This window comes from Bradyrhizobium sp. AZCC 1693, from assembly GCF_036924745.1.
Lineage (GTDB): Bacteria > Pseudomonadota > Alphaproteobacteria > Rhizobiales > Xanthobacteraceae > Bradyrhizobium.
The window spans coordinates 690,667-705,820 of the sequence record NZ_JAZHSD010000001.1 but is presented as its reverse complement, the minus strand read 5'-3'; the positions used below and the strand labels follow the sequence as shown (position 1 = coordinate 705,820).

11 protein-coding genes are annotated in these 15,154 nt (G+C 64.3%); 5 read left to right on the top strand and 6 right to left on the bottom strand.

What is annotated here, in order from left to right; translation table 11 throughout:
* Positions 1 to 65: 65 nt before the first annotated feature.
* Entirely contained in the window at positions 66 to 2,375 is a 2,310-nt protein-coding gene (locus V1293_RS03445; protein ID WP_334506709.1) for an NADP-dependent malic enzyme, read from the bottom strand.
* A gap of 259 nt (positions 2,376 to 2,634) precedes the next feature.
* On the opposite strand from V1293_RS03445, the gene V1293_RS03440 reads away from it, so the two are divergent.
* Positions 2,635 to 4,614 carry a hypothetical protein gene (locus V1293_RS03440; RefSeq protein ID WP_334506708.1) on the top strand — a complete coding sequence of 660 codons (1,980 nt, stop codon included), beginning with the start codon at positions 2,635 to 2,637 and terminating at the stop codon, positions 4,612 to 4,614.
* Positions 4,615 to 4,627: 13 nt separating this feature from the next.
* On the opposite strand, the gene aspS is transcribed toward V1293_RS03440, so the two are convergent.
* The gene (gene aspS / locus V1293_RS03435) at positions 4,628 to 6,403 is read right to left on the bottom strand and encodes an aspartate--tRNA ligase (protein ID WP_334506707.1); all 1,776 of its coding nucleotides are present in this window, start codon (positions 6,401 to 6,403) and stop codon (positions 4,628 to 4,630) included.
* Between the two features lie 192 nt (positions 6,404 to 6,595).
* Between aspS and V1293_RS03430 the strand changes: the two genes are divergently transcribed.
* Both V1293_RS03430 and rnd read left to right on the top strand, forming a co-directional pair.
* Positions 6,596 to 8,068, top strand: coding sequence for a protein adenylyltransferase SelO (locus V1293_RS03430; RefSeq protein WP_334506705.1), 1,473 nt, complete (start codon positions 6,596 to 6,598; stop codon positions 8,066 to 8,068).
* Positions 8,069 to 8,634: 566 nt separating this feature from the next.
* Complete coding sequence (gene rnd, locus V1293_RS03425) at positions 8,635 to 9,783, top strand: ribonuclease D (RefSeq protein WP_334506703.1); 1,149 nt, start codon at positions 8,635 to 8,637, stop codon at positions 9,781 to 9,783.
* 43 nt (positions 9,784 to 9,826) lie between these two features.
* On the opposite strand, the gene V1293_RS03420 is transcribed toward rnd, so the two are convergent.
* From V1293_RS03420 to purM, 4 genes are all read right to left on the bottom strand, one after another.
* The gene (locus V1293_RS03420) at positions 9,827 to 10,786 is read right to left on the bottom strand and encodes an autotransporter outer membrane beta-barrel domain-containing protein (RefSeq protein WP_334506702.1); all 960 of its coding nucleotides are present in this window, start codon (positions 10,784 to 10,786) and stop codon (positions 9,827 to 9,829) included.
* A gap of 395 nt (positions 10,787 to 11,181) precedes the next feature.
* Positions 11,182 to 11,913, bottom strand: a complete 732-nt coding sequence (locus tag V1293_RS03415) for a glutathione S-transferase family protein (RefSeq protein WP_334506701.1) — start codon at positions 11,911 to 11,913, stop codon at positions 11,182 to 11,184.
* A 64-nt stretch (positions 11,914 to 11,977) separates the two neighbouring features.
* Positions 11,978 to 12,631, bottom strand: coding sequence for a phosphoribosylglycinamide formyltransferase (purN, locus tag V1293_RS03410; protein ID WP_334506700.1), 654 nt, complete (start codon positions 12,629 to 12,631; stop codon positions 11,978 to 11,980).
* Positions 12,628 to 13,701 carry a phosphoribosylformylglycinamidine cyclo-ligase gene (gene purM, locus V1293_RS03405; RefSeq protein ID WP_334506699.1) on the bottom strand — a complete coding sequence of 358 codons (1,074 nt, stop codon included), beginning with the start codon at positions 13,699 to 13,701 and terminating at the stop codon, positions 12,628 to 12,630. The genes purN and purM overlap by 4 nt, the downstream gene beginning before the upstream one ends.
* Positions 13,702 to 13,849: 148 nt before the next feature.
* On the opposite strand from purM, the gene V1293_RS03400 reads away from it, so the two are divergent.
* Both V1293_RS03400 and V1293_RS03395 read left to right on the top strand, forming a co-directional pair.
* Positions 13,850 to 14,392, top strand: coding sequence for a CDP-alcohol phosphatidyltransferase family protein (locus tag V1293_RS03400; RefSeq protein ID WP_028346428.1), 543 nt, complete (start codon positions 13,850 to 13,852; stop codon positions 14,390 to 14,392).
* Between the two features lie 38 nt (positions 14,393 to 14,430).
* On the top strand, positions 14,431 to 15,108 hold the full coding sequence (locus tag V1293_RS03395) for a chromosomal replication initiator DnaA (RefSeq protein WP_334506697.1): 678 nt from the start codon (positions 14,431 to 14,433) through the stop codon (positions 15,106 to 15,108).
* Positions 15,109 to 15,154: the final 46 nt, after the last annotated feature.

The window sequence follows — 15,154 nt, the reverse complement described above, 5'->3', positions numbered from 1 at the left end:
TTCCGCGCAGAGAAAACGCGTCAAAACAAAAGACTAGAAGGGTTCTGATTCAATCAGAGCCCGCTCTATCCAAACAGGGTCGGCTGCTGACGGCCGGCGCGCTCCTGGGCTTCGACGGCGGCCACCGCCGTCATGTTGAGCACGCCGCGCGCCGTCACCCCCGGGGTGAGGATATGCGCCGGACGCGCCGGCCCGATCAGGATCGGCCCAACCGGCAGCGCATCCGCCAGCGTCTTGATCATCTGGTAGGCGACGTTGGCGGTGTCGAGGTTCGGCATGATCAGGATGTTGGCATCGCCTTCCAGGTTGGAATGCGGCAGCACGAGTTTTCGCGCAGCCGCCGAGAGCGCGGTATCGCCCTGCATCTCGCCATCGGCCTCGATCTCCGGATGCTTTTCATTCAGAAGCGCGGTGGCGCGGCGCATCTTGCGCGAGGAGTCGGTATCATAACTTCCGAAGTCGGAATGTGACACGAAGGCGACGCGCGGCTTCATGGCGAACCGCTGCACATGGTTTGCCGCCAGCGACGCCACTTCCGCGAGTTCCTCGGCGCTCGGGTTCGGACGCACCTGGGTGTCGGCGATGAAATAGGAACCCTTGCTGGTGATCATCATCGACAGCGCCGCAAAATCGCTGACGCCGGGCAGGAAGCCGATGATCTCTCGGACATGGCGCAGATGGCTCATGTAGCGGCCTTCGACACCGCAGATCATGGCATCGGCCTCGCCGCGCATTACCGCAAGTGCTGCGATCACGGTGTTGTTGGTGCGGACCACGGTGCGCGCGGCCTCAGGCGTGACGCCGCGCCTTCCGGCGACGTCGATATAGGTCTGCACATAGGACCGATAGCGCGGATCGTCCTCGGGATTGACGAGATCGAAATCCCGCCCGGCCTTGATCGAGAGGCCGAACCGCTTGAGCCTTGCCTCGACGACGGAGGGGCGGCCGACCAGGATCGGCCGCGCCAGTTTTTCCTCCAGCACGACCTGCGTGGCGCGCAGCACGCGCTCGTCCTCACCCTCGGCATAGATCACGCGGACCGGCTGGGTCTTGGCCTTGGCGAACACCGGCTTCATGACGAGGCCGGAACGGAACGCAAAGCGTTCCAGGAGCGCGGTATATTCGTCGAAATTCTTGATCGGGCGCGTCGCCACACCGGATTCCATCGCAGCTTTCGCCACCGCCGGTGCGATGCGCAGGATCAGCCGCGGATCGAACGGGCTCGGAATCAGCGAGCCCGGCCCGAACCCCTGCGTCTCACCGCTGTCAAACCCGCGGGCCACGGCGTCCGACGGCGGATCGCGCGCGAGCTGCGCGATCGCCTCGACGGCCGCATGTTTCATTTCCTCGTTGATCCCGGTGGCGCCGACGTCGAGCGCGCCGCGGAAGATGAACGGGAAGCACAGGACGTTGTTGACCTGGTTCGGGAAGTCGGAACGCCCGGTGCAGATCATCGCGTCGGGGCGCGCCTTTCGCGCCTCGTCCGGCATGATTTCGGGGTTCGGATTGGCCAGCGCCATCACCAGCGGCTGGTCCGCCATCGACTGGACCATCTCGGGCTTGAGCACGTTGGGCGCGGAAACCCCCAGGAAAATATCCGCGCCGCCGATCACGTCCGCCAGCACGCGGGCATTGGTCTTCTGCGCATAGACCGCCTTCCAGCGGTCCATCAGCGTGTTGCGGCCCTCATGCACCACGCCGTCGATGTCGCAGACCCAGATGTTCTTGCGCTGCGCGCCCATCGAGACCAGCAGGTTGAGGCACGCGATCGCCGCGGCACCGGCGCCCGAACAGACGATCTTCACGTCCGCCAGCTTCTTGCCGTTCAGCAGCAACGCGTTGACGATGGCGGCGCCCACGATGATGGCCGTGCCATGCTGGTCGTCGTGGAACACCGGGATCTTCATGCGCTCCTTGAGCTGCGCCTCGATCTCAAAGCACTCCGGACCCTTGATGTCCTCGAGGTTGATGCCGCCGAAGGTCGGCTCCAGCGCCGCCACCGTCTCGACCACGCGCTCGATGGTGTCGGCGGCGATTTCGATGTCGAAGACGTCAATCCCGGCGAATTTCTTGAACAGGACCGCCTTGCCTTCCATGACGGGCTTGGAGGCGAGCGGGCCGATATTGCCAAGCCCCAACACCGCGGTACCGTTGGAGACCACAGCGACCAGATTGGCCCGGGAGGTCAGCGACGCCGCTTCGGCCGGATTGTTGGCGATTTCGGTGCAGGCCGCAGCGACGCCGGGCGAATAGGCCAGCGCGAGGTCGCGCTGGTTGGCGAGCGGCTTGGTCGCCTGGATCTCGAGTTTACCCGGGCGCGGCAGCCGGTGATACGCAAGCGCCGCGGAGCGGAGATCTTCAGAATAGGACGACATGCACTCCCCCACGGGCTTTCTCGACCCCGAATTACGTGCCGAGGCCGGTCTTCATTCGAACCGTTAGTTTTGCGGCAGATTGAGCCGGATGTGAAGCACGGGCAACCGCTCGGATGCAATATCCGAGAGCGGTCCCATCAACAGGAGGCATCGACGCAAAGCGGCAAAGCCGGTAGCATATTATCCTCCCTACCCCGTCCCCTTGACCGACATATGGCAATTTTGCCTCCCGCGAATGTCGGCGTCCGGAGCACAACTAATGGTAAAGATACTGATGGGTCTGGCCGCTGCGGTCGTGATCGCGGTGGGTGGCGTCTTCGGCTTCGAGTTTTACACGCAGCACCGGATCACGAGCGAGGTCGAGGCCGCGTTCGAGCAACTCAGAGCCGGCGGCGGCAAGGCAAGCCACGGCAAGGTGTCGTTCGACCTGAAGAGCCGAACCGTCACCATCGCCGACATCAAGACCGAATCGGCCACCCAGCCGCCGGTCACCATGAAGATTGCCAGCGTCGTCGCCTTGGGTGTCGGTCAGCCGGATACGGGCCGGCTCTCGGCCGACAGCATCGAAGCGACGGACACCGAGATCGGCGTCAGCATCGCGGGTGCCGGACGCGGGAATATCGCCTACAAGGTGCCGCGGCTCGTCATGAAGGATTACTCCGGTCCGGCGAGCCTGCAACGGCCCCAGGCCTCCGCATCCGTCATCGACGCGTATCGGTCCGCGCTGGAGCAATTCGCATCCGTCTCGGTGACATCGCTCGAAGCTCCGCGCGTCACAGGAACGATCGACTTCGGCGCGCCCATGTCGGGCGAGTTCACCTATTCGGGGACGGCACTGCGGGACATCAAGGCCGGCAAGATCGCCACCATGCAGGTCGAGCGGGCCGACTTTACCGTCAACACGCAGCAGGCCGGCAAGCCCGACAAGATGACTGGCGAAATCCTCAATCTCGCCTCGCGTGATTTCGATGCGGCTGCTGTCGCCGCGGTTCTCGATCCACAAAAGGCGAATGACGGTCAATACTACCGCCTCTACGGCAAGACGACGGCCGGTCCCTACACCGTCACTTCGGCGCTAGGCCTGCGCATGCGCGTCGACGAGATGGCGCTCGATGAAGTCGGCGCACGGCCGTCGCGGCTGCAATTTCCCGCATTGCTTACGGCGCTGCAGGCGGCCGGAACTGCTCCGCCATCGCCTGCGCAAACGCGCGAGCTGATGGAGAAGGTGGCCACGATCTATGAGAGCATGCGGATCGGGACGGCCGAGATGCGTGGCCTTTCGGCCGAAACACCCCAGGGCCCGTTCAAGCTCGCGGCCATCAGGTTCAACCTGGAAGACGGCAAGGTCGGCGAGTTCGCAGTCGAGGGGCTTGATACGGGCACGCCGAAAGGACCCCTCAAGCTCGGACGCTTCGCGCTGAAATCGCTGGATATCGCCAACTTCATGCGGATCTCGGCGCAGTTCGCGGGCCCTGGACAACCGCCCTCGCCCGAACTGATCGCAGGGCTGTTTCCGCTGATCCAGGGCGTCGAGATCAAGGGCGTGACGGCGCCCTTCAAGAACACCGGCAAGTTCGTCAACCTCGACGGTTTCGACGTGAACTGGGGACAATTTGTCGGCCCCATTCCGAGCAAGGTGCGCCTGACCGCGAAAATAACCACGCCGGTCGATGCGACCGATCCTTCGATGAAAACGCTCGTCGCGGCCGGGCTGGATACGCTTTCGGCCGATGGCGATATCGGCGCGGAATGGACCGAGGCGGCTCGCAGCTTCGTTGTCGACGTCCCGAAGCTCGAGATCGGCGGGCTCGTGAAAGCATCCGCGCGGATCGCGCTCGCCAACGTGCCGCGGCAGGTATTTTCGGCCAACGCGGCGCAGGCGATCGGAGCAGCGGCGCAGATCGAAGCCGGCGCGATCGAGCTGACGCTGCGCGATCTGGGCAGCGTCGATCTCGGGGTGGTTCAATACGCCCGCGCTCAGAACGTGAGCCGCGACGCGGCGCGGAAGGCGATCGTCGAAAACATCATGGCCAGCAGCCAGCACGTGGCCTCGGCTAATCCCGATGCAGAGGCCGCCGTGCAGGCGCTCGCACGTTTTGTCGAGAGCCCGGGGCAAACGCTGGTCATCAAGCTCACGCCGCTCGGCAAGGTGCCGGCGATGCAGCTATTCCAGATGCTGAAGACCGATCCGCTCCTCGCGCTGGCGCAGTTCCGGATCGAGGCTTCGACGGGGCTGTGAGTTGGCCCAAACCCTATGTCTTGTCCGGCAGATTGAGCCGGATATGGAGCTCACGGAGCTGCTTGGTGGTGACCTCCGATGGCGCGCCCATCAGCAGGTCGACGGCCTGCTGGTTCATCGGGAACAGCGAGATTTCGCGCAAATTCGTAGTGCCGCAGAGCAGCATCACGATGCGGTCGACGCCGGCCGCCATGCCGCCATGCGGCGGGGCGCCGTACTGAAACGCGCGGTACATGCCGCCGAAACGCTCGACGACATCCTTCTCGCCATAGCCCGCGATCTCGAACGCCTTCACCATCGCCTCGGGGCGGTGGTTGCGGATGCCGCCGGACGCGATCTCGTAGCCGTTGCAGGTGATGTCATACTGGAACGCCTTGATGGTCAGCGGGTCCTGCCCCTTGAGCGCATCGAGGCCGCCCTGCGGCATCGAGAACGGGTTGTGCGAGAAGTCGACCTTCTTGTCTTCCTCGTTGTACTCGTACATCGGGAAGTCGACGATCCAGGCGAGTTCGAACCGATCCTTGTCGATCAGGTTCAGTTCCTCAGCCACCTTGGTGCGGGCGAGACCAGAAAACTTCCAGAACTTGTCGGGATCGCCGGCGACGAAGAACGCGGCATCGCCCTCCTTCATGTCGAGCTGCGCACGGATCGCGGCCGTCCGCTCCGCGCCGATGTTGTTGGCGAGCGGTCCAGCACCCTCGCCGCCCTCGCGCCACATGATGTAGCCGAGGCCAGGCTGGCCTTCGCCCTGCGCCCAAGAGTTCATGCGGTCGCAGAAGGCGCGCGAGCCGCCGGTGGGTCCGGGGATCGCCCATACCCGGTTCTTGGGGTCTTCCAGCATCCGGGCGAACACCTTGAAGCCGGAGCCTCGAAAGTGCTCGGAGACGTCCTGCATCAGAATCGGGTTGCGTAGGTCCGGCTTGTCGGTGCCGTATTTGCGTAAGGCTTCCGCAAAGGGAATCCGCGGCCATGATTTGGTGACCGGCTTGCCCTTGGCAAACTCCTCGAAGACGCCGGTGACAACAGGCTCCATCGCCGCGAACACGTCGTCCTGCGTGACAAAGCTCATCTCGACGTCGAGCTGATAAAACTCGCCCGGCAGGCGGTCGGCGCGCGGGTCCTCGTCGCGGAAGCATGGCGCGATCTGGAAGTAGCGGTCGAAGCCCGACATCATCAGCAGCTGCTTGTACTGCTGCGGCGCCTGCGGCAGCGCGTAGAATTTTCCGGGATGAATACGTGACGGCACCAGGAAGTCGCGAGCCCCTTCCGGCGAGGACGCCGTCAGGATCGGGGTCTGGAACTCGAAGAAGCCCTGCTCCTTCATCCGCTTGCGCATGGAGTCGACAATGGCGCCGCGGGTCATGATGTTCTGGTGCAGCTTCTCGCGACGCAGGTCGAGGAAGCGGTACTTAAGCCTGATGTCTTCAGGATATTCCTGCTCGCCGAACACCGGCAGCGGCAGCTCGGCCGCAGGCCCGAGCACCTCGATCTCGCTGACATAGACTTCGACCATGCCGGTCGGCAGTTCCGGATTGTCGGTGCCCTCGGGGCGCCGGCGCACCTTGCCGTCGATCCGCACCACCCATTCCGAGCGGAACTTTTCCACTTCCTTGAACGCCGGCGAATCCGGATCCGCCACGCATTGCGTGATGCCGTAATGGTCGCGCAGATCGATGAACAGCACGCCGCCATGGTCGCGGATTCGATGGCACCAGCCGGAAAGACGGGCGGTCTGGCCGATGTCGCTGTCGCGGAGCGCGCCGCATGTGTGTGACCGGTAGCGATGCATGGAAGTTCCAAAAAAACAGATGTCGGAGGACAGAATCGGGGGCCAAAGCCCGCGCGAAGTGCGGAGGGTTTACCCGACGTAGCCGAGGGCGGCAACCAATGGCGGGGCCTGTTTTGCGCTCGAAACGCGAGATTTCCGCCCGCACCGGCCCCAACCGTTTGCCTATTCCGTGCCCGCGCCTATCTTTGGGTCATGACCATCCATTTCCCATTCCAGAACACCTATTCGGCCCTGCCGGCAAACTTTTTCGCCCGGGTGGCCCCGACGCCCGTCGCTGCCCCGCGGCTGATCAAGCTGAACCGGGCCCTGGCCATCCACCTCGGCCTCGATCCCGATGTTCTGGATAGCCCGGAAGGGGCCGAAATCCTCGCCGGAAAGCGCATCCCCGACGGCGCCGACCCGATCGCCATGGCCTATGCGGGCCACCAGTTCGGCCAGTTCGTGCCCCAGCTCGGCGACGGCCGCGCCATCCTGCTCGGCGAAGTCATCGACAAGGACGGCGTCCGCCGCGACATCCAGCTCAAGGGGTCGGGACCAACGCCATTCTCGCGCCGGGGCGACGGCCGCGCCGCGCTCGGCCCGGTCTTGCGGGAATATATCGTCAGCGAGGCGATGTTTGCATTGGGCATCCCCACCACCCGCTCGCTCGCCGCCGTCACCTCGGGCGAGAACGTGATGCGCGAGACCATGCTGCCTGGCGCCGTGCTCACCCGCGTCGCCGCAAGCCATGTTCGCGTCGGCACCTTCCAGTTCTTTGCCGCGCGCGGCGACACCGACGGCGTGCGCCAGCTCGCCGACCATGTCATCGCCAGACACTACCCAGATATCGCCAACGCCGAGCGCCCCTATCACGCGCTGCTCGAAGGCGTCGTCGCGCGGCAAGCCGATCTGGTCGCGCGCTGGCTGCTGGTCGGCTTCATCCATGGCGTGATGAACACCGACAACACCTCGATATCAGGCGAGACCATCGACTACGGCCCCTGCGCCTTCATGGACGAATACAACCCCGCGCAGGTGTTTTCTTCGATCGACGAGCTGGGCCGCTACGCCTACGCCAACCAGCCGCGCATCGCGCTGTGGAACCTGACGCGGCTCGCCGAATGCCTGCTGCCGCTGTTCGCCGATGAACAGGAAAAGGCGATCGAACAGGCGCAATTCATCCTCGGCGAATTCGCCGAAAAATTCACCGCCGCCTATCAGGCCGGATTGCGCAAGAAGATCGGCCTGTTCACCGCCCGCGACGGCGACGAAGCGCTGGTGCAGGATCTGCTCGACGCCATGGCGAAGAACCAGGCCGACTTTACCTTGACCTTCCGCCGCCTTTCCGACGCCGCCGGAGATGGCGCCGACAACAAGGTCAGGGATCAGTTTACCGATCCCGCAGCTTATGACGAATGGGCCACACGCTGGCGAAAGCGTATCGCCGACGAGCCGCAATCATCAGCCGAACGGCAGGCCGCGATGCGCGCGGTCAATCCAGCCTTCATCCCGCGCAACCACCGCGTCGAAGCCGTGATCGCGGCGGCCGTGAATGACGACTACGCGCCCTTCGAGGAATTGCTGACGGTGCTGTCGAAACCATACGAGGATCAGCCGGAGTTCGCGGCTTACACAGAGCCGCCGCTCCCCGATCAGCGCGTGCTGCGGACGTTCTGCGGGACATGAACACCGATCCGCACGAAGGCAGCCTGATAGAGCAGCGTGCAAGATTTGCGGCGCTCCCTCGAGCGCCGACCCGTCTCCGTTAACCGAACTCCTTAAGCGCCCGTCCACCATCCGCGCACGCGCATCGCGCCAGGTTCCACAAATTAAGAAACGGTCAACGCGCTCCCAACAATTCTATCGGTTTATTTGGGGGAGAATTGCCGTGGACGCCTTTGCCTTCGAATTCATGGGAATGGTGATGATTGGGCTCTGTCTCGCCGTGCTCGCGATCCCGTCGGGCCGTCGACGGTCGCGGCGCGTCCGGTACGAATGATCAGTTTTCGGGGCAGCCGTCGTACCCGCGAAAAGCGGGTATCCAGTACGCCGCAGCCTCTCGATAATCACCATCGCCTCTGGAATACCGGGTCGCCCGGTCAAGCCGGGCGATGACATCCCGGGTACTCGGCCCGCCAAACGACGCAAAAAAGCCGTGCTCAGGCTCAAATGCAGGGCTCAAATCCCGCCCAACACCCTTGACATATCAGCGGTTTCGGCAGAACGCCTGTCCGACGCGTCATGGACTGTTCATGGATCTGATTACCACCACTTCCGACCTGGCTGCCGCCTGCTCCCGGCTCGCCCAGCACAAGGTCATCACCGTCGATACCGAGTTCCTGCGGGAGACGACCTACTACCCCCTGCTCTGCGTCGTGCAGATGGCGAGCGCGGAGGAAGCCGTCGTGATCGACACGCTGGCGCCCGGCATCGACCTCAAGCCGTTCTTCGACCTGATGGGCAACGAGGCGGTGCTGAAGGTGTTTCACGCCGCCCGCCAGGACATTGAAATCGTCTGGCACCAGTCCGGCACCATTCCACACCCGATCTTCGATACGCAGGTCGCAGCGATGGTGCTGGGTTATGGTGACAGCATCGCCTATGACCAGCTCGTCGAGCGCGTCACCGGCCACCGGCCGGACAAGACCCACCGCTTCACCGACTGGTCGCGCCGGCCGCTGACGCCGGAGCAGATGCATTACGCGGTCTCCGACGTCACCCATCTGCGCGACGTCTTTGCAGCGCTGGACGCCGACCTGAAGAAGCGCGGCCGCAGCGACTGGGTCAGCGAGGAGATGGAAGTCCTGACCTCACCCAGGACCTACGATTTCCACCCTGAGCGCGCCTGGGAGCGGCTTAAGACGCGCGTGCGCAAGCCGAAGGAGCTCGCGGTGCTGATGGAAGTCGCGGCCTGGCGCGAGCAGGAAGCGCAAAGCCGCGACGTGCCACGCTCGCGCGTGCTGAAGGACGATGCGGTCGGCGACATCGCCACCCACGCGCCGACCTCGCTGGAGCGTCTCGCCAATCTGCGCTCCCTGCCGAAGGGTTTTGACCGCTCCAAATGGGGCGCTGATATCATCGCCGCCGTCCAGCGCGGCCTCGCCCGCGACCACGCCACGCTGCCGAAGATCGAAAAGCCGCGCGGCAATTCGAATGGCGCCGCGACCGTCGAACTCCTGAAAGTGCTGCTGCGGATGACGTCGGAGCGGCACGCCGTCGCCAGCAAGGTGATCGCCACCGTCGACGACCTCGACCAGATCGCCGCCGACGACCAGGCCGACGTCGCCGCCCTCCACGGCTGGCGGCGGGAATTGTTCGGCGAAGCGGCGCTGGCGCTGAAACACGGCAGGCTGGCGCTCGCGATCGAAAAAGGCCGCGTCGTGAGAGTCGACCGGGCTTAGGGCGGACTCACCTCTCCCCGCAAGAGCGGGGCGAGGGAGCGAACTACCACTTCAACTCCAGCCCCAGCGTACCCTGGTGCGACTGCATCGCGGCGCGGAGTTTGGCGTCGTAGTTGAGGTAGAGCCGCGCGGTGTTGGTCAGGCTCAGCGACGCCGAGGCGCCGGCGTCGGCGCCGTACCGGCTTTCGCCGATCCCCTGGAACGTAATGCTCTGCACGCCTTGGCTGACGGTGATGTCGGAGAAATTCTGCACGACATTGTCGACGAACTTGCCGTAGCCCGACAGGTCGAAAATCTTGCCGTCGAATATCCAGTAGTGACCGAGCTCCGCGCCGATCAAGAGACGCCCGCGCTGCACGGTGGCGCCGGTCGCCGTCACGGGGTCGAGGCCGCCGATCTCCTGCAGCGAGCCGGTCTGGGCGCGGACATACTCGAACGCGGCCTTGGGCACGATGCGGCCCTGGTCCCTGGTCCAGTAATAGCTGATCTCGCTCAGGACGCCGTCGAGCTTCGCGCTGTATCCGGCGGTCGCAATTCCAAGCCCCGTGTCGCGGCGCGAATTGATGTTGCCGAAACCGTGCACCACCGCGCTCGCCCAGGTCCACGGCCCGCTGTCGACAGAGGCCGTGAAACCGATCTGGGTCAGGTCGATCGTCGCCGATTGCAATGCCAGCGGAATATCGATCGCGGAGCGGCTCTGGTCGACGGAAAAGCCGATATTGATGCCCGGCGCCACCCGCGCGCCGATCCCGGCCACACCGCCCCAGATCTTTCTGGTGTCGCCGACGAAATCGCCGACCGCGCCGTTTTTCGTGTAGTTCCCGTAGCCTTCGAACCAGGTCCGGTAGCGCGGCGCTTCCGTGCTTTCGGAGGCACCGCCGCCGCCGGGATTGGTCCGCTGCAGGCGGTTGAAGCCGTTGCTCGACTGGTTGCCCAGCCGTTCCAGGAAATTGCTGCCGAGATTGGTCACCGCCGCGCCCGACGACATCGTCGAATTAATCACCGTCGGGGTCGGACTAGGCGTCGGTGAAGGGGTGTGGGTGTCGGAGTGGGCGTCGGCGTCGGCGATTGCGCCTGCGCGGAAGGCATGATGCCGACGAGAACAAGCGCAATCGCGACCACCCGCGCGAGCGCGTGACCGGTCCCGATTTTTCGTGCTCGCGAAGGCCGCGGTGAGCAGCGCATGCAATCCATTCCCAAAGGCAAAAGCGCGGCCCGAAAAATGCACAAATCCCGATCAACCCGAGTGATTGTCCCCAGTTCGCCCGAAGGGTCAATCGGTTAGCCCCTCGGCATTCTGCCGAATACGCGTCATTGTTGTTCGGCTGCCACAGCTCGCGTGACACCGCACGACGTTTCCGGCACCCGCCGAAACCTTGCGAACGCCCACACCGGCAGTCAGGCCGCGGCTTGGCAGCCCGCGATCTCGCTGAGTTCCGGATAGAATCGCGCGGTCATCCGACCGACATACCGCCGCAAATTGTCATGGCTTGCGGCCGCCCGCTGCAAATCCGACTCGAACAGCGGACAAATCGCACTGACCGCGAAGGCAAACATCGTCGCATCGATGCCGACGGGGGCGCTGCCCATGAAGAACGGCTTGTCGCCGAGATAGGCCGCCATCGCATCGATCGAGCGGATTCCAATCGCGGTGATCTCGTCGGCGGAGTGACGACCAATCCCCTGCCCGTGCAAGGTCTTGCGCAGGCGGCGGCGGATCATCGAGACCACGACGGGCCGGACCGGGGCAGGCACGCCCTTGAAGAAATTGACCGGTCCTTTGCGGAAATTGGCATCGATCATCCAGCGGAAGTACACGCTGGCCCAGTACAGATTGTCCTCCGCCATCTTCTCGAACGCCCAGGCGATGGCGAGCTGCTCGGCGGTGAGGCCCTGGTCGAAATCGATGCCGTATTTCTTCTCGAGGTGCCAGCGGATCAGCGTGGAGTCGCCGAGCAACTGGCCGTCGTCCTCGATGTAGGGAATCTTGCCCTTGGGAGCCTTCGAAAAGCTCATCAGCGACTTTTCGAACGGCAGTTTCGACATCCGCAACAAGGTCTCGGCCTTGGTCACGAACGGGCTTGCGTCGGGAAGGCCGAAATTCGGCCCGGAGCTATAGAGCGTGATCATGGAACCTCGATAGATTTTACGGAGCGCGGCTATCGCGCTCGTTCGCGCGCACCGGCAGATAATATCAGATCGTCCGCGGCGAAATCAGGGTGCCGTCGCGGTCGGCGCTGCCGGCGACCTTGCAGATGTCGCCTTCGAGGCGAAGCTTGCCGCTTGCAAGCAAACGCAGCGCCTCGGGGTAGATGCGATGCTCGATGCCGAGAATGCGCTGCGACAGCGTCTCGGCGGTATCGCCGTCGGCCACCGTGACCGCGCCTTGCATGATGATCGGGCCGGCGTCGGTTTCGGGGATCACAAAATGCACGGTCGCGCCCGAGATCTTGACCCCGGCCTGCAGCGCCTGGCCGTGTGGATCGAGGCCGGGAAAGGACGGCAGCAGCGAGGGATGGATGTTGAGCATCTTGCCGTACCAGCGCTGCACGAAATCGGCGCTGAACAGCCGCATGAACCCGCCGAGGCAGATCAGCTCGACCTTCTTTTCCTCCAGCGCGCGCTGCAGGACAGCTTCGAAGCCGGCGCGATCCTTGCCGAACGGCTTGCTCTCGATGACCGTCGTCGCAATGCCGCTCGCGGCTGCCTTCGCGAGCCCAGCCGCATCGGCCCGGTTGGAAATGACAGCGACGATCTCGGCCGGAAAATCCGCAGCCTTCGCCGCATCGATCAGCGCGGCCATGTTCGAGCCGCGCCCGGAAATCAGGATGGCGACACGGCGCTTCATTGCGCGAGATCAAGGTGACCGTTGTAGACCACGCGATGTTCACCCGCAGCCGGGATCACCTCGCCGAGCAGGGCGACGGTCTCGCCGCTTGCGGTCAAAACTTCCGTCACCTGCTCGATCGCATCCCGCTTGACGATGGCGATCATGCCGATGCCGCAGTTGAAGGTGCGCAACAATTCGAGTTCCGCGATGCCGCCCTGCGCCGCCAGCCATTTGAACACCGGCAGCACCGGCAGCCGGGCCAGATCGATGCCGACGCCGAGATGCTTTGGCAGCACGCGCGGGATGTTGTCGGTGAAGCCGCCGCCGGTGATGTGCGCGAGGCCCTTGATGGCCCCGGTTTCGCGGATCGCGCGCAGGCAGGATTTCACATAGAGCCGCGTTGGCGCCAGCAGCGCGCCGCCGAGCGTCATCACCGGCGAGAACGGCGCCGGTGCGTCGAAGGCGACGCGCGATTGCGCCACGATCTTGCGGACCAGCGAGAAGCCGTTGGAGTGAACGCCCGATGAGGCCAATCCGATCACCGCGTCGCCCACGGCGATATCCCCGCTCGGCAGCAGCGTGCCGCGCTCGGCGGCTCCCACCGCAAAGCCCGCGAGGTCGTAGTCACCGTCCTTGTAGAGCCCCGGCATTTCGGCGGTCTCGCCGCCGATCAGGGCGCAGCCGGATTCCCGGCAGCCCTCGGCGACGCCGGCCACGATGGCTGCGGCCGCCACGGGGTCGAGCTTGCCGCAGGCAAAATAGTCGAGGAAGAACAGCGGTTCCGCGCCCTGCACCACGAGATCGTTGACCGACATCGCCACCAGGTCGATGCCGATGCCGCCGTGCAGGCCGGTCTCGATCGCGATCTTGACCTTGGTGCCAACGCCGTCGGTCGCAGCCACCAGGACGGGATCCTTGAAACCCGCCGCCTTGAGATCGAACAGGCCACCGAATCCGCCGATTTCAGCGTCGGCGCCGGCCCGGGCAGTGGCGCGGACCATCGGCTTAATGAGATCGACCAGGCGGTTGCCCGCATCGATATCGACGCCCGAATCCGCGTAAGTCAGCCCGTTTTTGCGGTCGATCATGCCCAATTTCCGTATGATGACCGCTGGTTACGAGGAATTCCGCGATCCTGCAATGGCTCGCGAACGCTTCTCGCATATACTATGTAGATAAGGTCCGGCAGAACCCGCCAGGGGCCGGATTTGGGCCGGGAGCCGGGAAGCGACCGAGTTGAGTATTCCGAATATCATTACGCTGGGCCGCATCATTCTGGTGCCGGTTATCGTCTGGGCGATCGTTTCCAGCCAGATGGAGATCGCGTTCGCGATCTTCGTCATTGCCGGGGTCAGCGACGCCGTCGACGGCTTTCTGGCCAAGCGGTTCAACATGTCGAGCGAGTTGGGCGCCCTGCTCGACCCGCTCGCCGACAAGGCGCTGCTGGTTTCGATCTTCGTGGCGCTTGGCATCTGGGGCGCGGTTCCGCGCTGGCTCGTCATCCTGGTAGTGTCGCGCGACATCATGATCGTCACGGCCGTGATCGTCTCATGGCTGTTCGACAAGCCTATCCCGATGAAACCGCTGATGGTATCGAAGCTCAACACGGTGGCGCAGGTGGCGTTCGCGGCGCTGGTGCTGGCTTCGCTCGGTTTCAATTTCAAGCCGGCGCCCTATGACGTGATCCTGATGGGTTTTGTTACGGTCTTTACTTTGGTTTCCGTCTCGCTCTATCTCGTCGAGTGGGTGCGGCACATGAGCACGATCGAAGCGCGCTAAATCGTGTATTTGCTGTAGTATCCCGTCCGGAGATTTGCGTGGCAGTCCGCGTTCAACCTCGTCAGCTAGCCTTTGCGCTGCCGCATGCGGAAAGCCTGACCCGCGACAATTTCCTCGAAGGCCCGGCCAATGAAGCCGCGCTCTCGCTGATCGAAAGCTGGCCGGACTGGCCGAACCGCGTGATGCTGCTGGTGGGACCTGAGGGCTCCGGCAAAAGCCATCTCGCCGCGATCTGGGCTGAACAGGCCGGTGCGCGCTCGATATCAGGACACGCGCTTAACTCCGCAGCCGTCCCCGGCGCGCTCGCCACAGGCGCCCTGGTGGTTGAAGACCTGAGACCGGCAGATTTCGACGAGCGCGCGATGTTCCACCTCCTGAACCTGGCGCGCGAGGACGAGGCCTTCGTCCTGATCACGGGGCGCGTTCCGCCTGTCGCGTTCGAGGTCGAGTTGCGCGACCTCAGGTCAAGGCTGCGCGCAGCACCCGTCGTATCGCTATCGCCGCCCGACGACTTGCTGTTTCGCTGCCTGATCGTCAAATTCTGCGCGGACCGCCAATTGAGCATCGACGAAACGGTCGTGAGCTATCTCACCACCCGGATCGAGCGCTCCTATGCCGCTGCCCGCCAGGCGGTCGACCTGCTGGATACCGAGGCGCTGCGGCTCGGCCGGCCGGTGACCCGGGCGCTGGCCGCGGAACTGCTGCGCAACGCCTGACCGGCGGTGCGTGCTGCGTCCTGCCGCCTTGACGGCGACTATGGGC